At 65.7% G+C, this 26,261-nt stretch carries 21 protein-coding genes; 15 read left to right on the top strand and 6 right to left on the bottom strand.

Going from position 1 to position 26,261, the window contains the following annotated elements; all coding sequences use genetic code 11:
* Positions 1 to 64: 64 nt before the first annotated feature.
* The 7 genes from GEV01_RS17695 to GEV01_RS17665 all read left to right on the top strand — a co-directional run bounded on the left by GEV01_RS17695 (position 65) and on the right by GEV01_RS17665 (position 10,311).
* Positions 65 to 217, top strand: a complete 153-nt coding sequence (locus GEV01_RS17695) for a rubredoxin (RefSeq protein WP_043481419.1) — start codon at positions 65 to 67, stop codon at positions 215 to 217.
* A 103-nt stretch (positions 218 to 320) separates the two neighbouring features.
* Positions 321 to 734 (top strand): response regulator, encoded by a 414-nt coding sequence (locus GEV01_RS17690; protein WP_008452049.1) that lies wholly within the window; start codon positions 321 to 323, stop codon positions 732 to 734.
* A gap of 20 nt (positions 735 to 754) precedes the next feature.
* Positions 755 to 1,120 carry a response regulator gene (locus GEV01_RS17685; protein ID WP_008452046.1) on the top strand — a complete coding sequence of 122 codons (366 nt, stop codon included), beginning with the start codon at positions 755 to 757 and terminating at the stop codon, positions 1,118 to 1,120.
* 3 nt (positions 1,121 to 1,123) lie between these two features.
* Entirely contained in the window at positions 1,124 to 1,687 is a 564-nt protein-coding gene (locus GEV01_RS17680) for a chemotaxis protein CheW (RefSeq protein WP_152806756.1), read from the top strand.
* Positions 1,688 to 1,732: 45 nt separating this feature from the next.
* The gene (locus GEV01_RS17675) at positions 1,733 to 4,057 is read left to right on the top strand and encodes a methyl-accepting chemotaxis protein (RefSeq protein WP_235914403.1); all 2,325 of its coding nucleotides are present in this window, start codon (positions 1,733 to 1,735) and stop codon (positions 4,055 to 4,057) included.
* Between the two features lie 30 nt (positions 4,058 to 4,087).
* The gene (locus tag GEV01_RS17670; protein WP_152806754.1) at positions 4,088 to 9,844 is read left to right on the top strand and encodes a hybrid sensor histidine kinase/response regulator; all 5,757 of its coding nucleotides are present in this window, start codon (positions 4,088 to 4,090) and stop codon (positions 9,842 to 9,844) included.
* Positions 9,841 to 10,311: an SRPBCC family protein gene (locus GEV01_RS17665; protein WP_152806753.1), complete on the top strand. Its 471-nt coding sequence runs from the start codon at positions 9,841 to 9,843 to the stop codon at positions 10,309 to 10,311. Before GEV01_RS17670 ends, GEV01_RS17665 begins: the two co-directional genes overlap by 4 nt.
* A 4-nt stretch (positions 10,312 to 10,315) precedes the next feature.
* Here the strand turns inward: GEV01_RS17665 and GEV01_RS17660 are convergent, their stop codons facing one another.
* Both GEV01_RS17660 and GEV01_RS17655 read right to left on the bottom strand, forming a co-directional pair.
* On the bottom strand, positions 10,316 to 10,702 hold the full coding sequence (locus GEV01_RS17660; RefSeq protein WP_152806752.1) for a hypothetical protein: 387 nt from the start codon (positions 10,700 to 10,702) through the stop codon (positions 10,316 to 10,318).
* A gap of 97 nt (positions 10,703 to 10,799) precedes the next feature.
* Complete coding sequence (locus GEV01_RS17655; RefSeq protein WP_152806751.1) at positions 10,800 to 11,273, bottom strand: VOC family protein; 474 nt, start codon at positions 11,271 to 11,273, stop codon at positions 10,800 to 10,802.
* A gap of 172 nt (positions 11,274 to 11,445) precedes the next feature.
* Between GEV01_RS17655 and GEV01_RS17650 the strand changes: the two genes are divergently transcribed.
* Together GEV01_RS17650 and GEV01_RS17645 are read left to right on the top strand one after the other, a co-directional pair.
* Positions 11,446 to 12,135, top strand: coding sequence for a hypothetical protein (locus GEV01_RS17650; protein WP_152806750.1), 690 nt, complete (start codon positions 11,446 to 11,448; stop codon positions 12,133 to 12,135).
* Positions 12,136 to 12,148: 13 nt separating this feature from the next.
* On the top strand, positions 12,149 to 12,469 hold the full coding sequence (locus GEV01_RS17645; protein ID WP_152806748.1) for a hypothetical protein: 321 nt from the start codon (positions 12,149 to 12,151) through the stop codon (positions 12,467 to 12,469).
* On the opposite strand, the gene GEV01_RS17640 is transcribed toward GEV01_RS17645, so the two are convergent.
* From GEV01_RS17640 to GEV01_RS17630, 3 genes are all read right to left on the bottom strand, one after another.
* On the bottom strand, positions 12,462 to 15,761 hold the full coding sequence (locus GEV01_RS17640; protein WP_152806746.1) for a BTAD domain-containing putative transcriptional regulator: 3,300 nt from the start codon (positions 15,759 to 15,761) through the stop codon (positions 12,462 to 12,464). The two genes, GEV01_RS17645 and GEV01_RS17640, sit on opposite strands and share 8 nt — an antisense overlap.
* 131 nt (positions 15,762 to 15,892) lie before the next feature.
* On the bottom strand, positions 15,893 to 18,943 hold the full coding sequence (locus tag GEV01_RS31335; RefSeq protein WP_152806744.1) for a carboxypeptidase-like regulatory domain-containing protein: 3,051 nt from the start codon (positions 18,941 to 18,943) through the stop codon (positions 15,893 to 15,895).
* 104 nt (positions 18,944 to 19,047) lie between these two features.
* Positions 19,048 to 20,484, bottom strand: a complete 1,437-nt coding sequence (locus GEV01_RS17630) for a cryptochrome/photolyase family protein (RefSeq protein ID WP_152806742.1) — start codon at positions 20,482 to 20,484, stop codon at positions 19,048 to 19,050.
* Positions 20,485 to 20,617: 133 nt separating this feature from the next.
* Here GEV01_RS17630 and GEV01_RS17625 point away from each other — a divergent pair, with 133 nt between their 5' ends.
* Genes GEV01_RS17625 through GEV01_RS17600 form a run of 6 tightly spaced genes read left to right on the top strand, consistent with a single transcriptional unit; the run spans position 20,618 to position 25,194 of the window.
* On the top strand, positions 20,618 to 21,268 hold the full coding sequence (locus GEV01_RS17625) for a YqgE/AlgH family protein (RefSeq protein ID WP_008452020.1): 651 nt from the start codon (positions 20,618 to 20,620) through the stop codon (positions 21,266 to 21,268).
* Positions 21,269 to 21,655, top strand: a complete 387-nt coding sequence (gene ruvX / locus GEV01_RS17620) for a Holliday junction resolvase RuvX (RefSeq protein WP_116991599.1) — start codon at positions 21,269 to 21,271, stop codon at positions 21,653 to 21,655.
* A 5-nt stretch (positions 21,656 to 21,660) separates the two neighbouring features.
* Positions 21,661 to 22,170 carry a bifunctional pyr operon transcriptional regulator/uracil phosphoribosyltransferase PyrR gene (gene pyrR, locus GEV01_RS17615; RefSeq protein WP_152806739.1) on the top strand — a complete coding sequence of 170 codons (510 nt, stop codon included), beginning with the start codon at positions 21,661 to 21,663 and terminating at the stop codon, positions 22,168 to 22,170.
* Positions 22,171 to 22,174: 4 nt separating this feature from the next.
* Positions 22,175 to 23,140: an aspartate carbamoyltransferase catalytic subunit gene (locus GEV01_RS17610; protein ID WP_008452016.1), complete on the top strand. Its 966-nt coding sequence runs from the start codon at positions 22,175 to 22,177 to the stop codon at positions 23,138 to 23,140.
* 8 nt (positions 23,141 to 23,148) lie between these two features.
* Positions 23,149 to 24,450, top strand: coding sequence for a dihydroorotase (locus GEV01_RS17605; protein ID WP_152806737.1), 1,302 nt, complete (start codon positions 23,149 to 23,151; stop codon positions 24,448 to 24,450).
* A gap of 9 nt (positions 24,451 to 24,459) precedes the next feature.
* The gene (locus GEV01_RS17600; protein ID WP_152806735.1) at positions 24,460 to 25,194 is read left to right on the top strand and encodes a lysophospholipid acyltransferase family protein; all 735 of its coding nucleotides are present in this window, start codon (positions 24,460 to 24,462) and stop codon (positions 25,192 to 25,194) included.
* A gap of 93 nt (positions 25,195 to 25,287) precedes the next feature.
* Here GEV01_RS17600 and GEV01_RS17595 read toward each other — a convergent pair whose 3' ends face one another.
* Positions 25,288 to 26,136 carry a symmetrical bis(5'-nucleosyl)-tetraphosphatase gene (locus tag GEV01_RS17595; RefSeq protein ID WP_152806734.1) on the bottom strand — a complete coding sequence of 283 codons (849 nt, stop codon included), beginning with the start codon at positions 26,134 to 26,136 and terminating at the stop codon, positions 25,288 to 25,290.
* Positions 26,137 to 26,261: the final 125 nt, after the last annotated feature.

The raw sequence follows: 26,261 nt of genomic DNA, 5'->3' as shown, positions 1-26,261 counted from the left end.
TTACTTGATTGAAGGGTGGCAGAACGTGAGTAGCAATGAAACAACGCAGGAGTTCCAGACCTGGATGTGCCTGATCTGTGGCTGGATCTACGACGAGGAAACCGGTTTGCCGGACGAAGGCATCGCCCCGGGCACCCGCTGGGCGGATGTGCCGATGAACTGGAGCTGCCCGGAATGCGGCGCCCGCAAGGACGATTTCGAGATGGTAGCCATCTGATTCCCCGCCGCCGGCGGCACGGCGCATTGCCACGCAGTGCGACTATCGCGCCAGCCGCCGTCTGCCTATGCTATGGTGTAGCCACCATTCCAGCGAACCGATTATGACGACGACCGCGCCGCACGCTAATGCCCTGAAAATCATGGTAATCGACGACAGCAGCACGATTCGTCGTTCGGCCGAGATCTTCCTGACCCAGGCTGGCTACCAGGTGGTGCTGGCCGAGGATGGATTCGACGCGCTGGCCAAGATCAACGACCACCATCCGGCGCTGGTCTTCTGCGATATTTTAATGCCACGGCTGGACGGCTACCAGACCTGCGCGCTGATCAAGAAGAGCGCCAAGTTCCACGCCACGCCGGTGCTGATGCTGTCGTCCAAGGACGGCCTGTTCGACCGCGCGCGCGGCGCCATGGTCGGCTCGGCCGCCTATCTGACCAAACCTTTTACCAAAGACAGCCTGCTGGCCGCCGTGCGCGAGCACACCGGCGGCGGGGCCGTCGCCACACAAGAATAAGCAAGCTTCAGGGGAATACCATGACCATACAAAGAATTCTGATCGTCGACGATTCGCCCACGGAGCGTTACTACCTGACCGACATCCTGGTTAAAAACGGTTTTACCGTTTCCACCGCCGAAAACGGCGAGGAAGCGCTGGCCAAGATCAAGGCCGACAAACCCCAGTTGATCCTGATGGATGTGGTCATGCCCGGCGCGAACGGCTTCCAGGTCACGCGCTCGATCGCCCGCGATCCCGAGCTACAGGACGTGCCGGTGATTATCTGCTCCAGCAAGAACCAGGAGACCGACCGTATCTGGGGCCTGCGCCAGGGCGCGCGCGACTACCTGGTCAAGCCGGTCGACGCGGCCGAGCTGCTGGCCAAAATCGCCGCCCTCGGCTAAGCGATGAGCAGCCAGGCGCCCGACACCCCATCCACCCCGGCCGGCCCGGAACGCCGCAGCCGTTTGCGCCAGTATCAGGTGCAGCTGCTGGAGCGCATGCAGGCCGCCAAAACTGGCGCCGCCGCTGGTGGCCGTGAGCTCGGCGTGATGATCGGCGGCCACCACTGTTTGCTGGACTTGACCCAGATCAGTGAAATCGTGCCGCTGCAACCGGTAACGCCGGTGCCGCTGGCGCAGGACTGGTACCAGGGCCTGGCCAATATTCGCGGTAATCTCACCGGCGTGATCGACCTGGCGCGCTACCAGGGCCAGGCCGCCGGCGACGCTGCGGCATCCGAACGCCGCCTGATCACATTCGCTCCCTCGCTCGGTTTCAATTGCGCGCTGCTGGCCGAACGCGTGCTGGGCCTGCGCAAGCTGGCCGATATGCAGGCAGTGGAAGCATCGGCCGATGCCGGACCCGAATGGAGCAGCCAGCACTTCACCGATGGCGAAGGCCAGCAATGGACCCGCATCGACCTGGCGCAACTGGTGCGTGAATCGCGTTTTCTGCAAGTTGGTTTGTAAGGGCGGCATACTGGTGTAGACCGCAACTAATCCGGAGAGGGTGGCATGGCTTTCAAGATGGGGTTTTTCTCGCGTGGCAACCGGAATGCCGGCCAGGACATGGCAGCGAATTCAGAATTGGGCGAAGCGGGCGATTCGCAGTTTTTGCATACCGCCGTCGTCGAGGCCCAGCCGCCCGCAGCCGCCGATAACGCGGACAGCGCCGCGCCGCTGCGCCTGCGCGACGCGCTGGGCCGTCGCGGCGGCGCTCCCGTCGCCGCAGCCGAACCGGGGACCGGCTTCAAGCTGCCGCTGATCGGCCACCTGCCGGCGCAGCGCCAGCTGAGCATACTCTCGACGGCATTGGCGGTCAGCCTGGCGCTGAGCGCCCTGTTCGTCGCGCTGAACACCATCCACAGCGCCAACCGCTCCACCCAGACCCAGGTCGCCAGCGATGCGCTGATGCACTCGCAGCGCATCGGCAAGGCGACGCCGAACGCGGTGCAGGGCAGCGCCGAAGGCTTCCGCCAGCTGGAGGAAAGCCGCAAGGAATTGAACAACGACTTCGCGCTGATGACGCGCGGCGGCCGCTATCAGGGCCGCGAGATCGGCGAACCGATTTCCGCGCTGGCCCCCGTGGTGGCGGCGGCGCGCAAGCAATGGGGTCCGTCCGATATCGCGGCCGGCACCATCCTGCTGCTGAAGGCCGACTTGAGCGGCGTCGACAAGACGCTGAAAAAGCTCAACGACATGTCGCCGGCCCTGCTCAACCGCACCGAAGACATCTCCGCGCTCAAGGTGCAGCGCGGCGGATCGGCGCGCGAGATCGCGGCGCTTGGCAAGCTGACCATGCTGACCCAGCGCATGAGCCGCAGCGCCGGTGAATTCCTCACCGCCGGCGGCATCAGCTCGGAAACCGCGTTCCAGCTGGGCCGCGACACCACCGTGTTCCGCAACACCGTCGACGGCTTCCTCAACGGCAGCGCGCCGCTGGGACTGGCCGCAGTGCGCGAGCCGGACCTGCGCGACAAATTCACCGCGCTGAAAACCGAATTCGAGGAGTACCAGAAGCTGGTGTCGGCCATCCTCGACAAGCTGGATAAATTCGGCGCCGCCAAGAATGCCGAACAGCTGATTTTCACCGACAACGAAGCGCTGCGCCAGCGCCTGTCCGTGCTGCAGCAGGCTTACCGCGAAGACCAGGATTCGCTGGGCATGACCTTCTGGCTGATGGTGGCCGGCGGCATGCTGACGCTGGTGTCGGCGGCGGCCATCGGCCGCGTGCTGCTGATGGATTCGTACAACCGCACCCGTGGCGCCGACCGCCGCCGCCAGGAAGCGGAATCCATGCGCCAGCAGTCGCAGCGCAAGGAAGAGGAAGCCAAGGCCATGAACGACCAGAACCAGGCGGCGATTCTGCGCCTGATGAACGAGCTGCAGGAAGTGGCGGACGGCGATTTGACGGTGCAGGCCACAGTGTCCGAGGACATCACCGGCGCCATCGCCGACTCGGTCAACTACACGGTGGAAGAGCTGCGCGGCCTGGTCGGCCGCGTGACCGCCACCGCCGAGCAAGTGACCAAGGCGTCCACCCACGCGCAGAGCATCTCCAGCGATCTGCTGCTGGCGTCCCAGCAGCAGTCGCGCGAGATCCAGGATGCGTCGGCCACGGTGGTCAAGATGGCCAATGAGATTACCGACGTATCGCGCTCGGCCAGTGAATCGGCCGACGTGGCGCGGCAGTCGGTGGCGGCGGCGCAGCAGGGCGCGACGGCGGTGGAAAACGCCATCAAGGGCATGCACGAGATCCGCGAGCAGATCCAGGATACGTCCAAGCGCATCAAGCGCCTGGGCGAATCGTCGCAGGAGATCGGCGAGATCACCGAACTCATTTCCGACATCACCGAGCAGACCAACGTGCTGGCGCTGAACGCGGCGATCCAGGCCGCATCGGCCGGCGAGGCGGGGCGCGGCTTCTCGGTGGTGGCGGAAGAGGTGCAGCGCCTGGCCGAACGCTCGGCCGAAGCGGCCAAGCAGATCGGCGCGCTGGTACGCACGATTCAGACCGATACCCACGACGCTGTGGCGGCAATGGAGAAGTCGACGCAGGGCGTGGTCGAAGGCGCGCGCCTGTCCGATGCGGCCGGCGCGGCGCTGAACGACATCTCGCAGGTGTCGAACCGCCTGGCCGAGCTGATCTCCGGCATCTCGATGGCGACCGGCCAGCAGGCCACGTCGGCAAGCGGCGTGGCGCAGAACATCCAACATATTTTGACGGTGACGGAGCAGACCCAGGACGGCACCCAGCAAACCGCGCAATCGATTCACAAGCTGTCAGTGCTGGCGCAGGAATTGAAAAACTCGGTGGCGCGATTCCGCATCGCGTCCTGAACCGCCCATCATTGAAAGGCTGAGGCAAGCATGACCACAACTGATTTTCCGAATCCGCCGCAACCGCAGTTTGATACCGGCCCTTTGTCGTGGGTGATGGTGGAAATCCGCGAGTCGCTGGCACGCTCGAAAACCGCCCTGTTCGAAGCGGGCGGCCGGGCGCAGGAAGATCAGGCGACCCAGCTGCAGCACGCCAAGTCCCACCTGCACCAGGCGCACGGCGCGCTGATGATGGTGGACGTGGATGGCGTCGGCCTGGTGACGCAGGTGGCCGAGGAGGCGCTGGACCGCTTCAAGGCCGGCACGCTCAAATGCAGTACCGACCATGCGCAGACGCTGGCGGAGCTGTACCAGGCGCTGGTCGAGTATTTGCAGGAACTGCTGGAGGGGGTGCCGTCGCAGCCGGTCAAGCTGTTCCCGTACTACCGTGCGGTGCAGGAAATGATGGCTGTGGAGCGCATCCATCCGGCCGACCTGTTCTATCCCGACCTGTCGCGCAGTGCCGGTGTGCCAGCAGCCGGCGAGGCGCCGGCTGCTGACTACGCGGCGTATCGTCAGCGGTTTGAAAAATCGCTGCTGCCCTACCTGAAGAGCACCGAAGCGGCACAGCAGCAGGAACATGCCGCCGCACTGCTGGAAGCCGTGAAGCTGGTCGCCGCCGCGCAGCAGGACGCCAAGGCCTACACCTTCTGGCTGGCGATGCAGGCCTTCGCCGAACTGGTGGCCAGTGGCGAACTGGCGGGCGGCTTGTACGTCAAGCAGCTGTTTGGCCTGATCAATCTGCAGATCCGTCGCCTGAGCCAGGGAGCAGCCGCGCAGCCGGATGCGATGCTGCGCGACGCGCTGTTCTTCATCGCCGCTGCCGGTCCGTCGTCGGCTTCGGAAACGGTGCAGCAGCTGCGCCGCGTGTTCGCACTGGACGGCCTGGTGCCGGTCGATTACGAACGCCGCCGCTACGGCCAGATCGACCTCGATGCGCTGGAGCGCGCCAAGGCCGGCATGGCCAAGGCCAAGGCAAGCTGGGACAGGCTGGCCGGCGCGGAAATCGATCCCGCGCTCGATGCGGCCTTCGGCGGCGCGCTGGCCGAGGTGGCGGCGGCTTGCGACCAGCTGGAGATGCCGGCGTTGAGTGTGCTGCTGCGGCAGCTGGCCGATGTGGCGCGTACCGCCATCTCCGCCGGCCGCAGCGAGGAGCTGGCGCTGGAGATGGCGACCGCGCTGCTGTTTGCCGAGCATGGGCTGGAGCAGATCCGCCATCTGCCCGGCGATTTCGCGGCGCATGCCGATACGATAGGTGCGCGCTTGCTGGCGCTGGTGTCCGGCGATACGCCGCCGGAACCGGCGCAATGGCAGAGCGGCCTGGCGCAGCAGATGCAGCAGGACGACACGGTCGTCGCGCTGGCGATGGAGATGAAGACCGGCCTGCGGCAGGTGGAGAAGGTGCTCGACGAGTACTACGCCGAGCCGTCGAAGCGGCCGTCGCTGGTGGAGCTGGACCCGGTGCTGCACCAGTTGCAGGGCGCGCTGGCGATCCTGGACCAGGACGATGCGACGCAGGCGGCGCGGCATGTGAAGGCGGCGGTGCATGCGCTGGCGTCGGGCGAGGGCGATCCGTCGCTGGAGCCGAAGGCGTTGGACGACATCGCGCAGAATGTCGGTGCGCTGGGCTTCTTTGTCGACATGCTGGCGCAGAACGCGGCTGGTGCGCGTGAGCGCTTTGCGTTCGATGCGGAGCATGGCACTTTCCGTTCGGTGCCGTTCAAGAAGATGCCGGCTTCGGAGTCGATCCCGGTGCTGGAGGACCAGGTGCCTGCGCCTGCGCCGGTCGCGATGCCGGTGGAGGCGCCCGCGCCGGCCAGCAGCGATGCGGCGGAGGAGGCGGAGCTGCTGGAGATTTTTATCTCCGAGGCGCAGGAGGTGCTGCAGTTTGTCGACGCGACGCTGGCCAAGCCGCGTGCGGAGTCGGGCAGTGAAGAGAATTTGACCATGTTGCGGCGCTCCTTCCATACGCTCAAGGGCAGTGGGCGGATGGTGGGCCTGAACCAGTTTGCCGATGCGGCGCATGGCATTGAACGGGTGATGAATGTGTGGCTGGCGGAAGCGCGGCCGGCGACGGATGCGCTGTTTGATTTGCTGAACGAGGCGGCGCGGCAGATGGGGGCGTGGGTGGCGGAGTTGGTTGCCACCGGCGTTTCTGTGCGCAATGCGGAGGCGCTGGTGGCTGCGGCTGCGCGTGTGCAGGATGGCGGCGGCTTCGTTATCGATGCGCCGTCGGCTGCGGAGCCTTCACCGGTGCCGGTGGAGGAGGCCGTGCAGGCCGTGGTCGAGGAACCTGATTTTGCTGCCACTGAAGAGCCGGAGGCGGTCGAGCTGCCGCCGTTGACGGAGCTGCCTGCGCCGCCGGTGGTTGTCGCTGCCGGCAACGTCATCGAGTTCCCGACCATCACGCCGCTGGTGCCGCGCGACGACAACGTCAAGCATATCGGTGAGCTGGAAATCGCTCTGCCGCTGTACAACATCTATCTGCACGAGACGGATGAACTGGTGCGTCTGCTGACGCAGGACTTTGGCGAATGGCGTCATGAGCCGCGCCGGCCGGTGAACGCTGAAGCGCTTCAGGCTTCGCATACTTTGGCCGGCACTTCGGGCACGGTGGGTTTCAAGGCCTTGCGCGAACTGGCACTGGCGCTGGAGTCCACGCTGCAGGCCTTGCTGCCGCCTGCGCCGCATCTGGATCAGGTGCAGCATGATCTGCTGGACTTTACGATAGAACGCATCCGCCAGATGCTGCAGAGTTTTGCGGCGGGCGATATGCCGGCCGCGCAGCCGGAGCTAATCACCGCGCTGCACGATCTGCGTGCGGAGCTGGAGGCGGCGCCACCTGCGGCCAGCAACGATATCGAGGCACGACTGGATGACTTGGTCGCGGAGACGATGCACGACATCACGTCCGCGCCGCCAGCCCCGGTGGAGTCGGCGATGGACAAGCTGTTCCGCGAGACGTTCGATGCGCTCAGCGGCAGCGTGCCGGAATCGGAGGCGCCAGCAAGTGCGTCTGCGCCGAAAAAGACCGAAGCGCGGGCAGATGACAGCATTGATGACCTGTTCAACGCCGCGTTTGACGACGCCTTCGCCGAGCCACCGCTCAAGATAGCCGAACCGCTGGATCAGGAACCCGAGCCGGCGCCAGCGCCCGTTGCCGCCGAGCCAGAGCCAGAGCCAGAGCCGGACGTTCTGCCATCGGCCGTCGCGCCGTCGCCCGAGCCTGAGCCTGAGCCGCTGCCTGAGCTGGCGCCCGAGCCAGAGCATGCCCACGCTCTAGCCTCCGAGCCGTCGCCTGAGCCGGAGCTGGACGCCGAGATCCTCGAACTCCCTCCTGCCGAACCGGAAATCCTGGCTGCCGCCCCAGCCATCTTCCACGACGAACTGGACGCCGACCTGCTGCCGGTCTTCCTGGAAGAAGGCGCGGACCTGCTGCCGCAAGTCGGCGAAGCACTGCGCGCCTGGCAGCACAACCCCGCCGACACCACGCAAGCCCAAAGCCTGCTGCGCCTCCTGCACACCGTGAAGGGCAGCGCCCGCATGGCCGGTGCAATGCGCCTGGGCCAGCACGCCCACGAAATCGAAACGCACATTGAAAACATGGTGCACGCCGGCTCCGCCACGCCGCAAGCGTTCGACGAACTGCTGGCCCACTACGACCACGCGCTGCTGCTGTTCGAACAGCTCCAGCACCCGGACGCATTGCAGCAAGCCGCCGGCGCCGCCGGCCTGGCCGCCGACGTCACCAGGCTGGACTCCGGCACGCCAGCCATCGCCGGGACCAGCGACATCGCCACGGACCTCACCGCGGACGCCACCGGCGCTGCCAGCACTGGCGACGCAGGCGCAGCAAGCCTCGCCGCAGTCGGAGCCGCCGCAGCCGCAGCCTCCCCGCACGCCCCGGCCGACGATCTGCAAACCGGCACGAAGTCGCCCCTGGTCCGCGTCCGCGCCGACATCCTCGACCGCCTGGTGAACCAGGCCGGCGAAGTATCGATCTCCCGCTCCAAGCTGGAAAACGAAGTCGAAACCCTGCGCGCCTCGTTGTTCGACTTCTCAGAGAACCTGACACGCCTGCGCCGCCAGCTGCGCGAAGTCGAAATGCAGGCCGAATCGCAGATCGCCTCCCGCATGTCGATCTCCAGCGAGCGCGAATTCGACCCGCTCGAATTCGACCGTTTCACGCGCCTGCAGGAACTGACCCGCATGATGGCGGAAAGCGTCAACGACGTCGCCTCCTTCCACGAAAGCCTGACCCGCAGCGTCGACAGCGCCGGCGACGACCTGGTGCTGCAAGCCCGCCTCACGCGCGACCTGCAGCGCGACCTGATGCGCGTGCGCATGGTGCCATTTGCCAGCATCTCCGAACGTCTGTTCCGCGTCGCCCGCCAGAGCGCCAAGGAGGTCGATAAACGCGTCAACCTCGACATCCGGGGCAGCGCGGTGGAGGTCGACCGCAGCGTATTGGAACGCATGGCCGCGCCGTTCGAACACCTGCTGCGCAACGCCATCGCCCACGGCGTGGAATCGCGCTCCGCCCGCACCGAAGCAGGCAAGAACGAAACCGGCGAACTGCTGGTGCAGGTCACGCAACAGGGCAATGAAGTCGTCATCGAATTTACCGACGACGGCGCCGGCCTCGATCTGGAACGCATTCGCGCCAAAGCGATCAGCAACGGCCTGCTGCAAGAGGACGAAGAAGTCACCGACGCCCAGATCGCCGACCTGATTTTCGAACCCGGCTTCTCCACCGCCGAATCGCTGACTGAGTTGTCCGGCCGTGGCGTCGGCATGGACGTCGTGCAGTCCGAAGCGCAGGCGCTGGGCGGCCGTGTCGACATGTTCTCCGAGCGCGGCAAAGGTACGCGCTTCACCATCCATCTGCCGCTGACGCTGGCCGTCACGCAGGTCGTGTTGATCGCGGCCGCCGGCAAGACCTACGCGCTGCCGGCCATCCTGGTCGAACAGGTGCTGCAGATGAAGGATGCCGCGCTGGTCGAGGCGCACCACAACGGCTACGTGCCTATCCAGGGCCAGCACGCAGAGCTGCACTACCTGCCGGCTTTGCTGGGCGACGCGGCGGCGCATCCGCCGGTGCAGCGCTCGGCCCCGGTGATGATGCTCAAGAACGGCAACGAGCGGCTGGCGGTGCGCGTTGATGAAGTGCTGGGCAACCGCGAGGTCGTCATCAAGAACATCGGCCCGCAGCTGGCGCGCATGGTCGGCATTGCCGGCGCCACGGTACTGGGTTCGGGCGATATCGTTTTGATCCTGAATCCGGTCGCGCTGGCGCAGCACCTCGCGCATCATCCCGAGATGAAGCAGCACTTTGCGCAGGCGGCCGGCGACAGCCCGGCGCCTGGCCAGCAAGGCCGTTCGATCATGGTGGTCGACGATTCGATGACCGTGCGCCGCGTGACACAGCGCCTGCTGGAGCGGGAAGGCTACAACGTGGTGCTGGCGAAGGATGGCGTGGACGCGCTGGAGCAGCTGCAAGGCGCCCGGCCGGACCTGATGCTGGTCGATATCGAGATGCCGCGCATGGACGGCTTCGACCTGACGCGCAACGTGCGTGGCGACGAGCGTACGCGGGATATTCCCATCATCATGATCACCTCCCGTAGCGCGGACAAGCACCGCAACTACGCGCTGCAACTGGGCGTGAATGCCTACTTCGGCAAACCGTTCCAGGAGCCGGTGCTGCTGGATGCGATCGAAGGGTTGTTGCGCGGAGCGGCGACGTGATTGTTGACGTTCAAATTGCGATCAGCGCATCCAGGGCCGCGGTTTGGGCCGCGATCACCGATATCGAACGCGCCGCAAAAACCATCAGCGGCATCGACGATATCGAGATCGTCGAGAAACCGGCGAGCGGGCTGGTAGGACTGCGGTGGCGTGAAACCCGCATGCTGTTCGGCAAACCAGCTACTGCGGAAAAGTGGATCATCGAGGCGGTCGAGAACGAGACATACACCACCAAAGCGGAAAGCGACGGATTCGTCTTCCTGTGCATCAAGCGCATCGCCGAGGGCAGCGATGGCGCCACGCTGGCGGAGACGCACATCTCCCAGCCTCAAGGCATGGTTGCGAAACTGATGTCGATACCAATGAGTTTATTCTTCAAAGGTGTGGCGAAGAAAGCCGTCATGCAAGACCTCATCGATATCAAGGCCGCCGTTGAGCAGACTCCGCAAGGCCAGGCTCAAGTCTGATATATCAGTACCGCATCAGATCACACTGGGCCATCGTGAAGCCTTTGCGGGATTCGGGATCGGGTGGTGTGTCGGGGAAGGTCACGGTGAAGCGATTGGTGTCTCCCACGACCTGCTCGGGGACGAAATTTTTCTTGCCTCGCGCACGCGCCAGCCCGCACATGCCGCGCAGGATGAACATGGACGACGACACCGATCCGCCGGAGCGCCGCGTCACCTGAACGATGGATGTCTCTGCCTCGCGCGCGACTTCCTGGAACTCGATATTGAGTACCTTGCCGTTTTCAACCGGCACGTCCGCGACGGCCAGGTGAAATAGCTCGGGATCGGCAGCTTGCACCACACAAGGCGCGAGTAGCATAAACGAGGCCAGGGCAATAGTTCTTTTCATCGTAGACTCCTTTTCAAGAGGTCGATTATTGCCGCTGGCTACATTCGTGTGTTGGAACGGATCGCAAGTACAGTGATACAACACCTGCGGTACCGATTTAGCCGCGCACCGCTGCCTCGATCTTGGCGACGTCGATCTTCCCCATCTCCATCATCGCCGCGAATGCTCGCTTGGCGACGTCGCCGCCTTTTGCCATGGCGTCGGTCAGCACACGTGGCGTGATCTGCCACGACAGACCCCATTTATCCTTGCACCACCCGCAAGCGCTCTCCGTGCCGCCGTTGCCGACGATGGCGTTCCAGTAGCGGTCGGTTTCTTCCTGATTGTCGGTGGCGATCTGGAACGAGAAGGCTTCGCTGTGCTTGAAGGCCTTGCCGCCGTTGAGGCCGATGCACGGGATGCCGCAGACGGTGAACTCGACTGTCAAAACAGTATCTGCTTTCCCGCCCGGGAAATCGGACGGTGCGCGGTGCACGGCGCCGACCGCGCTGTCGGGAAAAGTGCGGGCGTAGAAGTGGGCGGCTTCTTCCGCGTCATCGTCGTACCACAGGCAGAGCGTGTTCTTTTTCATCTTCAACCTCCTTTGTTGGACGAGCACACAGTCTACCTCCGCTTGCGCGACGCACGGCGCGAGCTTGCACTGGGCATTTGCAAGTCATTTGTGGGTACGACAAGATTAACGTTCTTCCAGCGGTCAACGATATTCCATCGATGGCGCTACATCTCTACAGGAAGAAAGCATCATGTCAGTCACTAGCACTTACTCATTCATACAGGGGTTCTTCAACGGCGTCTTTGTCGGCCAGAATACTGTCAGCGCGGCAGACCAGCCGTTCTCCGAATCGGCTCCAGGCAGCGGCGTGTTCACCGTCCACCGTCCCAACGGCGAGAACCTGGTCGATCTCGGCAAGCTGATTAACACCAACGCCAACGTCGGCATGGTCGCCAAGCAGCTGATCGCCGCCGGCGCCTCGCTCACCAGCGGCATCCGCGTGCAAGCCATGCCGTGGATTAGCGTTCCATACTTCGCCCAGTCGCCCGCCGCGCACAAACCTTTCGACATGCTGGCCAAGGTCAATTTCGACTTCCATATCGAAACCCCGTGGTTCTGCAGCGACATCGACGGCACCATCTCGGTGTTCCTGTTCATGTTCCTCGACGGCCAGAAGCATCTGCACGTGACGGTCGACGGCAGCTGGTTCTCGTTCGACGGCGGTGCGCCGTTCTGCGCCGGTCCCGCTTCCGATGCGCTGAAGGCCGCCATGCCGGCCGTGCGCAAGCAGGTGCAGGATCTGCTGCCGCAACTGACGTCGGCGATCGCCAACGTCAAATTCTCCAAGCCGTATTTCTTGCCCGGCAACGGCACCAAGACTGCCGGCCCCTTCGTACAAAACGCCAGCAGCGACGCGTCGCTTGGCCTGCTCTTAGCTTAAAAGGAAAATGAACATGGATAAGGATCAAAAACTGGTCGAGGACATCTCCGCGCTGCTGCGCGAGGCTGGCTACACGGGCCTGAATGTGCATAACGACCATAACGGCACGCTGCTCAACGCTACCCGCGATAAAGGCGGCGTGGTGCTGCGCCTGTCGCCGGACATGCAGAAGGTAGGCCGTCGCACCGAGGGCGGCGCGGCGGAGGCTCGTACCATACGCGCCGACGTGCACGAGGTGCCAGTGATGGAAGGCGTAGCCGAACAGATACGCGCCAATCCGGAACTGGCCAAGGCCATGAGCATCCCGGCCGAGCATCTGAAGTACATCATGTAGTTCGCGTCGGTCCGGCCTTGCCTCCATAATGGGCGGGGCTGGACTGCGCGGCGCCTGCCGCAACGGCCATCAGCTGTTGCGCCAGCGCTTCGATCTCCGGCGCCACCGGTGCGCCCAGGGCGCTCAACGCCATGCGTTGATAGCGCCGATACACCGACAATCCCTCTTCGAATCGCGCGTCGTCCAGATGGAGGCGCATCAGGTCCGCGCTGAGCGTCTTGCAATACGGGTCCGCTTCGAGCGCCCGTTCCAGCAGCTGCGCGGCGGCGGTGGTGCGGCCGGCATGCGCCAGCTGTCGCCCAGCATCGCCCAATGCGCGCGCCAGCTTGCCGCGCCATAGTTCGCGCCGCGCCATCAGCCACGGTGCGCCTTCCCCATGCAGCAGTTCCCCCCGATACAGCGACAGCACCTGCGTGGCGGCCGTCAGCAGCGTGGCCTCGTGCGACGGCGCGGCGTCGATGCCGGCGTCGGCCCATTTCTGCGTCAGCGTTTGCAGGCGTGGCAGCAGCCGCTCCAGCGCCGCCGTGTCGCTCCAGCACTGCTGCGGCGCCAATGACAGCGCGCCTTGTTCCAGCAGGATGCAGCCGGCGCCCACCGTTGCGCGCAGCCGGGACAGCGTGGTCTCCAGCGCATGGCGCGCGGTGTCGCCGTCGGCGTCGGGCCACAGCAGTTCGGCGGCGCGGTCCAGCGAGATGCTGTGGGGCGCATGCGCGACGATCAGTTTCAGGATGTCGAGCTGGCGGTGCTTGGACTTGCCCTGCGAGCGCAGCGGCTCGCCGGCGATGCGCAGCTCGAAGCCGCCGAAGGTTCGTATTTGCACCGGCCATGGCCAGTTGTCGCCGGCATCGTCCGGCGGCGCCAGGCGCCAGGCGCGTATCAGCATATTGGCCGCGCCGGGAATGATGCCGGCGGCCAGCGCGTGGGCGCACAGCGGTTGCAGGATGCGCGGCGTGGCGAAGGTCAGGTAGCCGCCGCCTTGCGATGCGATGTGGTTCAGCGCGCGCCGCAGCTTGTCGTGCGCCAGCAGCAGCTGCACCGGTTGCGCGCGTTGCAGTTGCTGCAGCGGCTGCGCCTGGCCGTCTGCGCCGGTGATGACGAGCCATACCTCCAGCAGGTCGGCCCAGGTCTCCGCCAGCGGCGAGTTGTAGTCGGCCGCGTGCTGGCGCAGCACGGCGGTTTCGGCGGCGCAGCGTTCGCGGTCCAGCAGCGTGTAGGCGACGCAGCTGGCCGTCTGCGCGTAGATCTCGTACGGCACGCTGCCGAAACGCAGCGCCGCTTCGTGCGCGAGCCGCGCGTGTTCCAGCGCGCCGTGGCCGTCGCCCTGGCAGCTGGCCAGCCAGGTCTGCGTCAGCTGGAGATGCGCCACCAGGTTGTGATGCCGGGGCGGCGTTTGCGCCGCCACTTCGGTGGTGGCTGCGGCAGCCTTGTCGAGCTCTCCGCGCAGCAGGCAGGCGGCCGCGTAGAGCAGCACGTAGTGGGCGTCCATGATGCGGATGCCGCTGCTTTCCGAACTGGCGCGGCAGGCGGCGAAGACGGCGTCGCAGCGGGCGTGGTCCATGCAGGCCAGCGCGTCGTACATCTGCACCAGGTGCGACAGGTAGCGCGCATACGGCGGCAGTGAGGCCGCTTCGGGCAGCGCGTCCAGCAGCACGCGCACCGTGCGCACCGCGGCGTAGCGGCCGGACTGGTAGTAGTGCTGGCCCAGCATGGCGCCCAGCCGCACCTTCAGCGTGGGATCGGACGACTGGCGCACCACGTCCAGCGCGCGCTGCTCCCACAGGTCCATGTCCTGGTGGGCCGGGTCGGTCATGAACAAGCCGCTCCAGACGGCGTGCGTCAGGTGCGCCTTCTGGCCGGGATCGGGCAGGCGGTCGTAGTCCGCCGTGGGGTCCACATGCTGGTGCAGGAAGGCGCGCAGCGGCTGCTCGGCGGCGCCGTCGAAGAAGTAGGAACTGATGATGGCGCCCAGCGCCAGGAAGCGGTGCATGGGCTGCTGCCGTTCCGTGAACGCCTGCAGCGCCTTGAGCAGGGCGGCGCGGGCGCGCGCGGTGTCGCTCAGGAACACGGCCATCCCCAGCCAGTAGTGGTGCCACGGGCTGCGCTGCGCTTCGGGCAGGGCGTCGATCCAGCGCGCCAGCGTGGTGTGGCGGGCGCTGGCCAGCATGGCTTCGGCGCGCTCTTCGATCAGGCCGGCCGCGCGTTCGGGCATGCCATGCTCCAGTGCCAGCTTGATGGCGGCGTCGCCGCTGCCGTCGGCCAGCAGGGTTTCGATGCAGCCGGCGATCCATGCGCTGCGCTGCGCGCCGTCGATGCGGGTGGCGGCCCATTTGCGCAGGAAGCCCTGGAACAGCGGATGCAGCGCGTACTGGCGGCCGGGGTATTCGTAGATCAGCGCACCCTGCGCGGCCAGCCGGGCGACGATGTCCGCCGCATGCGGTGCGCCGGACAGCGCGGCCGCCCATGCTCCGCTGAAGTGCGGCAGCCAGCATACGGCCAGCAGCGTGGCGCGTTCCTCGTCGGTGTAGGCGCTGAACACTTCTTCTGCCAGGTAGCCGACCATCGCTTCCGACAGCACATCCTCCGCCGCCAGCGCGGCGCCGGGGCGGCGCTTGAGCCACGAGGCCACCAGCGCGATGCCGGCCGCCCAGCCGCGCGTGAAAGTGTAGACGCTGTCGGCCACGGTTTCGGCGTGGCCTATGCCCAGCACATTGAGCAGGATTTCGGTTTCGTCGCGGGTGAAGGCCAGCGCCGCGCTGTCCAGTTCATGCATGTCGCCGTGCGCCAGCAGGCGCGCGCAGGCGGCCGGCGGCAGTGCGCGGCTCAGCACCACGACCTTGCTGGCCGGCGGCAGTTCGGTCGCCAGCGTTTCGAGGAACTGGCGGAAGAAGGGCGCGTCCTGGCAGCGGTGGGCGTCGTCCATGACGATGCAGCTGGCCGGTGCCAGCGCCGCGCCCAGCGAGCGCGCATACAGCCGCAGATAGCCTTGCAGTGCGGGCAGGTGTTCGCGCAGCAGTGGCGGCGGTTGCCAGCCCGGCGCCACGCCGCCGTTGACGATGGCTTGTTCGAAGTAGAGCAGGAAGCTGGCCGGGTCGATGTCCGCCTCGTCCAGCCGCAGCCAGGCCACAGTGGGGCCGGCCGCCTGGCAGAACTCCAGTCCCAGGCTGGTCTTGCCGGAGCCGGCGGGCGCCGAAATCCAGGTCAGCGTGGCGGGGGAGTCGAGCACGGTCTGCACGGCGTTGTGGCGGCCGATCAGGCGGGCGACGGGACGGGAAGTTTTGGCGAGGGATGCCATGATGCGGTTCCTTGAAGCGGACTGCGCGGAACCACTAGTTTAAGTCTGATTATAAAAAGAACAAATCTTTTATTTCGACAACTATCGTGCTGCAAGGGGCGGCCGTGCTGCGCCGCCCCTCGTGTACAGCCTTAGACCGGATCGACCTTGTTAGTCAGCGTGAAGTGCGCTTCGGCGTAGTTGTCGCCGTCGACAAACATCCACCACGTGCCGCCCTTGTTCGGGCCGATGGTGAACGGCGCCAGATGGCCTTCCTGGTAGTTGTCGCCGTCGGCATAGCCTTCGCCGTAGCAGCGCAGCGTGGCCTTGACCTGGATGACGTCGTTGGCCAGCAGGTCCAGCGTCAGGATCAGGCGACCCATCGCGTCGTCGGCCACCTGGTCGAACACCTTGACCACGTGGGTGCTGGACGACGGCCCCAGTTGGGCGATGTTGTAGAAGTCGCCCACGCTGTGCGGATAGGCCGCGGCGGCGAATTCATAATCGGTGGTCGCCATCCAGCCGTCGATGGTCACGCGGCGGAACCAGTGCGGCGGCGGTTTCAAGTCCACCGTCACGTCGGCGGTCTTGTTGGCCACCACCGTCACCGACGCCTCGCCATGCCACGCCTGCTTGTCCGCCGTCACCAGCACGCTGCCCACCGGCACGCCGCTCAGCGTGAAGCTGCCGTCGGCGGCGGTGTGGGTGAACTGGTTCTGCGAAATCTGCACGCTGACGCCGGCCGCAGGCTTCCCCTCGGAATGCACCACGCCGTGCAGCGTGCCGGTCTGCGCCACCTTCTTCCATTTGTAGATGGTCACTTCCTCGAAGCGCGCCGGCCGGTAGATCAGCGGTTCCGCGTAGCCGTACAGCGGGGCGTCGAAGAAGCACAGGTTGGCGGGGCTGACGGCGTTGGCGTCGCCGGTCTGGCGCCAGGCGTCGGAGTCCTTGGCGTCGGTCTCGCACCAGTCGGAGGCGAAGGCGTTGAGCATCTGGTTGGCGGTATCGTCGGCGGCGTCGGTCAGCGCGTTGCCCAGCCAGCCGGCGCTCTCCAGCACCATCTCGTGGATCTTCGAGTACAGGATCTCGCCGGCGGCGATGCGCTCGTCGGACTGGTAGACGTACAAGCCGTCCGGCGTCGACGGCACGATCTGCGCGCCGGCGGCCAGGTCGCTTTGTTCCAGCATGCCGCCTTCCATCGGCACGCCGGACTGTTTGATCGACATCCACAGCAGCGACGAGCACACGGTGGGGAAGGTGTTGGCGGCCCACTTGGCGCTGGCCGGCGCCTTGTCGGTCAGGCCGATGGCGGGCTTGGTGTAGCAGTAGAAGCGGTAGTGGCTCTTGCCGGCCTGCTGGGCGGCGAAATCTGCGATGCCGTGCAGCGTCTGGCGGATCTCCAGCGTTTCCTTCAGCGGATCGGGCTTGACCACCATGGCCGGCACGATCTCCGGCGCCACGCCGCCCAGGTCGAGTTTCGATTCGATGGTGGCGAAGCCGGCGATCGAATGCTTCTTGCCGGTCTCGGGATCGACCATGTCCTCGCCGTCGACCGCGTGTTCGACGGTCTGCGTCACCACGCCCGGCCACAGGTATTTGAGCACGTCGGGGCGGGCGCCGTCGCCGCCGATGAATTCGACTAGGCGGTCTTCCGACGCGGTGGAGTGGGTGATCTCGTCGCGGTTGCGGGTCATGATGCCGGAGTGCGAATAGCGCTGCGGCGGCGTCACCGTCTGCAGCACGGCGGAGATCAGGCTGCCGTTGCTGGGATTGAGTATCAAGTCGCCCTTCTTGGCGTTCATGAAGCGCGGCGGCATCTGCATCCAGCGTTTTTCCTGAGTCGGCATGCAGAACATGCCGTCGGGGATGTGGTCCGGCAGGTTCCATGGATCGCATTCCTGGCCTTCCACCGCGAACGGCGGCGCCACGTGCATGTCCATCGCCGTCAGCGCATGCGCCGGCAGCATGCCGTAGCGGCCCAGGTGCGACACTTCCTCCATCGTGATCGAGGCGGGGTTGGCGACCAGCTGGTTGCTGGCCAGGTTGTCCAGCAGGGTTTGCGCGGCGGCGTTGACCAGCAGCTTCTTGCCCATGTGCTGGGGCAGGTCGAAGTGGGCGCTGACGCGCACCGGCAGGCCGTTCGGCGCCGTGCCCTTGTAGTGCACGCTGAAGGCGATGGCCTGCTGCGGCACTTGCGCTTTCGGGATGGCGACGTCGATACGGGTGGTGGCCTGCGCCTTCAGCACGAAGTTGCAGGCGGTGGCTGGGCGCAGTTCGAATTCGCGCGGGCCGTCTTCGTAGGCCAGCTCCAGCTGCATGCTGGCCAGCGCCACGTTGACCGCTTCCGGATTGCGCACGATGAAGCTGGCGCGGTAGCTGCCGTCGGCGAACAGCGCGCTGAAGTCGCTGCTTTCCACCGGCGGTTGCAGCACGCCGCGCTGGCGGGCCAGGAAGTAGGGATTGGCCACGCTGACGCTGCGCTGGATCACGCGCGGCGCGTCGCCCGGCTGCTGCACCGTCACCTGCACGTGGAACACCGTGTGCGGCCGGTTGGGATTGAGCTGGGCGGAGAAGTCGTGCTGCAGCGTGGGATGGCTGCTGCCCAGCGCGACCGCGCCCAGCTGCCAGTTGTAGACGGCTGCGGTGGCGCCGCCGCCGGCATTGGTGGCGGCGCGCGGCGGCGCGGTGCTCACCAGGATGGGATGGCTGGCGGCGTCATGCGCGGCGATGGTCTGCGCGCTCATCGCCGTCTTGCGCGGCAGGATAGGGCCGATGGGTACGGCTGGCGTGCGCGGCTTGATCTCGATGCGCGGGCGCGGCGTGCCCTGGGTGCGGCGTTCGGGCGCGTTCTGCACCGTCAGTATCATCGCGGTGGGGTTGTGCGGGGCGGCGCGCACCGTCAGCACCGGCGGCTGCTTGCCGTCGGCGGGGGCGTTGATCTGGACTTCGGCCTTGAGCTTCTCGATGGCGCCGCGCTTGCCGGCGGTGACGGTGATGCTCTTCTTGCCGGCGCGGTTCCACACCAGGTACTGTTTGGAACCGGGCACGCCGTTGATGCAGATGTTGCCGCTTTCGTTGTTATCGTAGGACTGGCCGTTGGGCGCCTTCACTTCGACGCAGATGCTGTCGCCGATGGCGGCCACGGCGGGCGTGCAGACGACGGAACCAAGCAGCGGGGTTGGGGCGGTTGGTGCTTGCAACATGGGAACTCCTGTGGACATTGGGAATGGTGACGTCGGGCCTGCTTGCGGCAGTCCCGGTATTCCCAGTGTCGTTTCGAGCGTCCCACAAATCGCTCACAAATACTTCAGTCCGTCTTTTTCACCACCGCGTAGCGTTCCAGCGTGCGCTTGCGCGCTTCGTCGTGCATGACCAGCGGCTCGGGGTAGTCGAGTGGCAGCATGCGCGGCGCCAGCCATGGGGCGTGGATTTCCTTGTCGGTCAAATCTTTCAGCTGCGGCAGGTAGCGGCGGATGAACTTGCCCTTGCTGTCGAACTTTTCCGATTGCGTGACCGGGTTGAAGATGCGGAAGTAGGGCTGGGCGTCGCAGCCGGACGACGAGGCCCACTGCCAGCCGCCGTTGTTGGACGCCAGGTCGAAGTCGTTCAGGTGCAGCGCGAAGTAGTCCTCGCCGCGGCGCCAGTCTATGCCCAGGTCCTTGATCAGGAAGCAGGCCGTCACCATGCGCAGGCGGTTGTGCATATAGCCGGTCTGGTTGAGCTGGGCCATGGCGGCGTCGACCAGCGGGTAGCCGGTGCGGCCTTCGCACCAGGCGGCGTACAGTTCGTCGGCTTCCGGTCCGGTCTCCCACTGGATGGCGTCGTAGGCGGGCTTGTAGGCGCCGCCCACCACGTGCGGGTTGTGGTACAGGATCATGGCGTAGAACTCGCGCCAGATCAATTCCGCCAGCCACACCGGCACGCCTTCGCCGCCGGCGCCGCGCGCCATCAGGTCCACCACCGTGCGCACCAGGTGCCGCACCGACAGCGTGCCGAAACGGAAGTGCATCGACAGGTAGGACGGCCCCTTCACGGCCGGATAGTCGCGGGCGTCCTTGTAGCCGGCGATGCGCGGCAGGAAATCTTCGAACAACTGGGCCGCGCCGGACATGCCGGTCGGGATCTTCAGTTCGGCCAGGTTGCTGGGCTCGAAGCCGAGCTCGTCCAGCGTCGGCAGTGCCGGGGCGTTGGCAGGCGGCGGCGCCAGCCGCGCGGCGTGCGGTTCGATATGGTAGGGCGCCAGCACCGACGGATCGGCGTCCAGCTTCTTCAGCCAGGCGTTCTTGTACGGCGTGAACACCGAGAACACGCCGCCGGTCTGCGACAGCACTTCGCTTTTTTCGAAGATCACCTGGTCTTTGTAGCTGAAGAACTGGCGGCCGTCGGCGCGCAGCGCGCGCTCCACTGCGGCGTCGCGGGCGATGGCCTGCGGTTCATAGTCGTGGTTGCAGAACACGGCGTCCACGCCCAGTTCGGCGGCCAGCGCCGGGATCGCGGCGGCCGCGTCGGCGTGTTTGACGATCAGGTGGCCGCCCAGCTGTTGCAATTCCGCCGACACTTCGGCGATGCTGGCATGGATGAAGTCGACCCGCCGGTCGCGCCTTGGCAGGCTGTCCAGGATGGTGGTGTCGTAGACGAAAACGCAATACACGCGGGCGCTGTTTTGCAGCGCCTGGTTCAGGGCGACATGGTCGAAAACCCGCAAATCGCGGCGCAGCCAGACCAGGGAGGAATTCAGTTTCATTGAGTCTGTGTCAATCTCGTGGGGGAACGCAAACATGGCCGCATCCGCAATTCAGTGTAAACTATCGCTTAGACAGAGTTGCTAGCCGCGCGAATACTACAGTAATTGTCAGCAGCACAGAAAGAACACGCATATGAAGAAAAGCAAAATCGGCAAAACTCTCCCTGTACCCGGCCTGCTGCAGGAAACCGGCGATCCCCTGGAAGCCACCGGCAGCGGCACGGCCACGACGCTCAACCTGGCAAATCATTTCCTGATTGCAATGCCTTCCATGCAAGATCCGATTTTCGGCGGCACCGTGGTGTACGTGTGCGAGCACAACGAGAACGGCGTGCTGGGCGTGGTCATCAACAAGCCGACCGACATGACGATGGAGGTGTTGTTCGAGCGCATCGACCTCAAGCTGGAAGCCGGCGTCGACGTCGACGCCCCCATCATGTTCGGCGGCCCGGTGCAGGACGACCGCGGCTTCGTGCTGCACACGCCGGGCCAGCGCTATTCGTCGTCGCTGACCGTCACCAAGGACGTGGCCTTCACCACTTCGATCGACGTGCTGGAGGCCGTGGCCGCCGGCGACGGCCCGCAGCGCATGCTGGTGTCGATCGGCTACTCGGGCTGGAGCCCTGGCCAGCTGGAGGACGAGATCAGCCGCAACGGCTGGCTGACCGTCGGCGCCGATCCCGACATCCTGTTCAAGCTGCCCATCGAAGACCGCTACACGGCCGCCATGCGCCTGCTCGGCATCGACCCGCTGATGCTGACCTCCGAGGCGGGCCACGCCTAAATGACCATCGAGACCATCTTCGCTTTCGATTTCGGCGTCAAACGCATCGGTGTGGCCATGGGCAATACGATGATCCGCCAGGCCGAGCCTGTCAAAGTCATCAGCGCCATCGACAACGCCACCCGCTTTGCCGACATCCAGGCCCTGTTGGACGAATGGAAGCCGGCCCGGCTGGTGGTCGGCCTGCCCATGCATCCGGACGGCGCCGAACACGAGATGACGGCGCGCGCGCGCAAGTTCGCCAATCAATTGCACGGCCGCTTCAGCCTGCCGGTGGAGCTGGTCGATGAGCGCTATTCGTCGGCCGTGATCTCGGCCAAGCGCGGCGAGGTCATCGACGACCGCGCGGCCGCCATCATCCTGCAACAATATTTCGACACCCACTGAATCCCATGTCCACACTGAACCCCAACCAACTCGACGCCGAAGCGCTGTACGCGACCTTGCTGGCCGACGTCAAAGCCGGCCTGGCCGGCGTGGCCGATGTCGCCATCGTCGGCATCCACTCCGGCGGCGCCTGGATCGCCGAACGCCTCGCGGCCGACCTCGGCCTGTCCGCCCGCTGCGGCGTGCTGGACGTGTCCTTCTACCGCGACGATTACGCCAAGAAGGGCTTGCCTGCCGATGTCAAGCCGACCAGCATCGGTTTCGAAGTGGCGGCCGCCAACCTGCTGCTGGTGGACGACGTGCTGTACACCGGCCGCACCACCCGCGCCGCGATCAACGAGCTGTTCGACTACGGCCGCCCGGCGCGCATCATGCTGGCCGCGCTGGTCGACCGTGGCGAGCGCCAGCTGCCGGTGGCTGCCGATTTCGTCGCCGCCCATGTGCAGGTGCCGCCGGGACAGGCGCTGGTGCTCAAGCGCGCCGACGATGGAAAATTTACGCTAACCATAGAATAAAACCATGCTTAATCCGCAACTGAACAAACACGGCGAGCTTCAGCACTTGCTGTCGATCGAGGGACTGCCTAAGTCCATCGTCAACCACATCCTGGACACCGCCTCGTCGTTCGTCGGCATCTCCGACCGCGACGTCAAGAAAGTCCCGCTGATGCGCGGCAAGTCGGTGTTCAACCTGTTCTTCGAGAACTCCACGCGCACCCGCACCACCTTCGAGATCGCCTCGAAGCGCCTGTCGGCCGACGTGATCAACCTGAACATCCAGGCTTCGTCCGCCAGCAAGGGCGAGTCGCTGCTCGACACCATCGACAACCTGTCGGCCATGCACGCCGACATGTTCGTGGTGCGCCACGCGCAGTCGGGCGCGCCTTACCTGATCGCCAAGCACCTGCACGACACCAAGCAGTCGCACGTGCACGTGGTCAACGCCGGCGACGGCCGCCACGCGCACCCGACGCAAGGCCTGCTGGACATGTACACCATCCGCCACTACAAGAAGGACTTCACCAACCTGACGGTGGCGATTGTCGGCGACATCCTGCACAGCCGCGTGGCCCGTTCCGACATCCACGCATTGACCACGCTGGGCGTGCCGGAAGTGCGCGCCATCGGTCCGCACACGCTGCTGCCTGGCGGCCTGGAGCAGATGGGCGTGCGCACCTTCACCAATATGGAAGAGGGCTTGAAGGGCGTCGACGTCATCATCATGCTGCGCCTGCAGAACGAGCGCATGAGCGGCGCGCTGCTGCCGTCGGCGCAGGAATACTTCAAGAGCTACGGCCTGACGCCGGAACGCCTGGCGCTGGCCAAGCCGGACGCGATCGTCATGCACCCGGGCCCGATGAACCGCGGCGTCGAGATCGACTCGGCGGTGGCGGACGGCCCGCAGGCGGTGATACTGCCGCAGGTGACTTTCGGGATTGCAGTACGCATGGCAGTGATGAGCATAGTGGCGGGGACGCAGGGATGAACGCAGGCATGAAACTACACATTAAAAACGGCCACCTGATCGATCCGGCCAACGGCATCGACGGCAAGAACGACCTCTACATCGCCGACGGCAAAGTGCTGGCGGTGGGCGCGGCGCCTGCGGGCTTCGCGGCCGACCAGACCATCGACGCGACCGGCCTGATCGTCTCGCCCGGCTTCGTCGACCTGTCCGCGCGCCTGCGCGAGCCGGGCTATGAATACAAGGCCACGCTGGAATCGGAAATGCAGGCCGCCATGCAAGGCGGCGTCACCAGCCTGATCTGCCCGCCGGACACCGATCCGGTGCTGGACGAACCGGGCCTGGTGGAGATGCTCAAGTACCGCGCCAAGACGCTGAACCAGGCGCACGTGCACCCGCTGGGCGCGCTGACCGTCGGCCTCAAGGGCCTGGCGCTGACCGAGATGGCCGAGCTGACCGAAGCCGGCTGCATCGGCTTCGCGCAGGCGGAAGAGCCGATCGAAGACACCAATGTGCTGCTGCGCGCCATGCAGTACGCCAAGACCTTCAACTACACCGTATGGCTGCGTCCGCAGGACGCGCACATCGGCCGTGGCGGCATCGCGGCCAGCGGCCCGCTGGCTTCGCGCCTGGGCCTGTCCGGCGTGCCGGTGATGTCGGAAACCATCGCGCTGCACACCATCTTCGAACTGATGCGCTCGACCGGAGCCCGCGTGCACCTGTGCCGCATGTCGTCGGCGGCCGGCCTGGAGCTGGTGCGCAACGCCAAGAAGGAAGGCTTGCCCGTCACCTGCGACGTCGGCGCCCACCACATCCACCTGACCGACGCCGACATCGGCTTCTTCGATTCGAACGCGCGCGTGACGCCGCCGTTCCGCAGCCAGCGCGACCGCGATGCGATCCGCTTCGGCCTGCTGGACGGCACGGTCGATGCGCTGTGCTCGGACCACACGCCGGTCGACGACGACGAGAAGCTGCTGCCGTTCGGCGAAGCCTCGCCGGGCGCCACCGGCCTGGAACTGCTGCTGTCGCTGGCGCTGAAATGGGCCGACGACTACGCCGCCACCCAGGACACGGGCGCCGTGCGTCCGCTGGCGCGCGCGCTGGCCCGCATCACGTCCGACGCGGCCCGCGTGGCCGGGCTGGACGCGGGCACCTTGTCGGTCGGCGCTACGGCCGATGTCTGCCTGTTCGATGCTGAAGCACGCTGGACGGTGGAAGCTTCGGCGCTGGCCAGCCAGGGCAAGCACACGCCTTTCGTCGGCTACAACCTGGCCGGCCAGGTCCGCACCACCATCGTTGCTGGCCACGTCGCCTTCCAACGCAGCTGATCGGATGGCATGAAGATTTCGATGATCTTCCGCCTCGCGCGGGTGTTTTTGCATGTGCTGTTGGGAATGGCGATCTGTGCGACCGTGTTCCCATGGATAGGACAGGAAAAGCGTAACGGCCACATCCGCCGCTGGTCGACCCGGCTGCTGGCGATGTGCAATGTGACGGTGGAGCAGAGCGCCGGCGTGCCGCTGCTGGACCGGGCGATGGTGGTGGCCAATCACGTATCGTGGCTGGACATCTTCGTCATTCACAGCCTGCATCCCAGCCATTTCGTCGCCAAGGCCGAGATCCGCGCCTGGCCGCTAGCCGGATGGCTGGCGGAGAAGGCCGGCACCGTGTTCATCTCGCGCGGCAACCGGCGCGATCTGCGGCATATCTTCAAGGGCCTGGTGAACAGCCTGGAGCGCGGCGAGCGCGTGGCCTTCTTCCCGGAAGGTACGACGGCGGCGCAGGGCAGCCTGCTGCCCTTCCACGCCAACCTGTTCGAGGCGGCGATCGACGCCAAGGTGCCGGTGCAGGCGATCGCGCTATCCTACCGCGATCCGTCGGGCGCTTCGCATCCGTCGGTGGACTTCATCGGCGAGACCAGCTTCGCCGAGAGCATCATGCTAATCCTGGATGGACCGCCGGTGAGGGCGCGGTTGACGATACTGCCAGCCATCGATAGCATCGGCGCGCACCGGCGCGACCTGGCGGAGGCCACGCACCAGGCCGTCGCCGCCGCGCTGGGCGTTCGTTGAGATGTCATTCCCGCGCAGGCGGGAATCCATGCTGAGTCACTGCGGACATGGTCTATGGGTTCCCGCCTGCGCGGGAACGACGGCAGGCGTTGCTTATTTTTTCGGGCCCGGCGTCTGGAATTCCGGGCACTGCACTTGCAGCAGGCTGCGGTCTTCCAGGCATACGGCGGTCAATTGGCCGCCCCACACGCAGCCACTGTCGAGGCCGATCAAATGCGGCTTCAGGGTCAGCCCCAGCGCCGACCAGTGGCCGAACACCACCGTCTCCTTGCGGCTGCGCCGCCCCGGTACCTCGAACCACGGCATCAGGCCCGAGCCTTCCTCGGCCTTGCCGCTTTCCTTCATCTTGAAATCCATCACGCCGTCGGCGTCGCAGAAGCGCAGCCGCGTCATCGCGTTGATGATGCAGCGCAGCCGGTCCGCGCCTTGCAGATCGTCGCTCCATCGGTCGGGCAGGTTGCCGTACATCTCGGCCAGGAACTCCGCCATGTTCGGGCCGCGCAGCATCTGCTGCACTTCGCCGGCCAGCGCCATCGCCTGCGCCGCCGTCCATTGCGGCAGCAGGCCGGCGTGCACCAGCACGTGTCCCTGGGTGTGGATGGCCAGCGGACGGCGCCGCAGCCAGTCGATCAGCTCGTCGCGGTCGGGTGCGTGCAGGATCTCGGCCAGCGTGTCGGACTTGTGCTCGGGCCGGATGCCGTAGGCCACGGCCAGCAAATGCAGGTCGTGATTGCCGAGCACGCTGTCGATGCGGCCGCCGCTGCCCATCGCCAGCGCGCGCACGTGGCGCAGCGTGGCCAGCGAATCCGGGCCGCGATTGATCAGGTCGCCTGCGAACAGGATGATGGGCTCGTCTTCACCGGCATGCTCGTGTACGCGCTCCAGCAACGCCAGGGTCTGCTCGTGGCAGCCCTGTAAATCCCCGATTACATAGGTTTTCATATGGATGCTCTGTGGTTCGTTGCTTTGGAATCTGAAATACCCTGAAATCAGAGTGTGGGGTGTCGATTTTTGCCCGGTAGCAGGGCAGTTTCACATAAAATCATGCTTACGACTAATTTGACTCT

Source organism: Rugamonas rivuli, assembly GCF_009380165.1.
In the GTDB taxonomy this organism is placed as follows: Bacteria; Pseudomonadota; Gammaproteobacteria; order Burkholderiales; family Burkholderiaceae_D; genus Rugamonas; species Rugamonas rivuli.
This window is presented reverse-complemented; position numbering and strand designations above follow the sequence as displayed.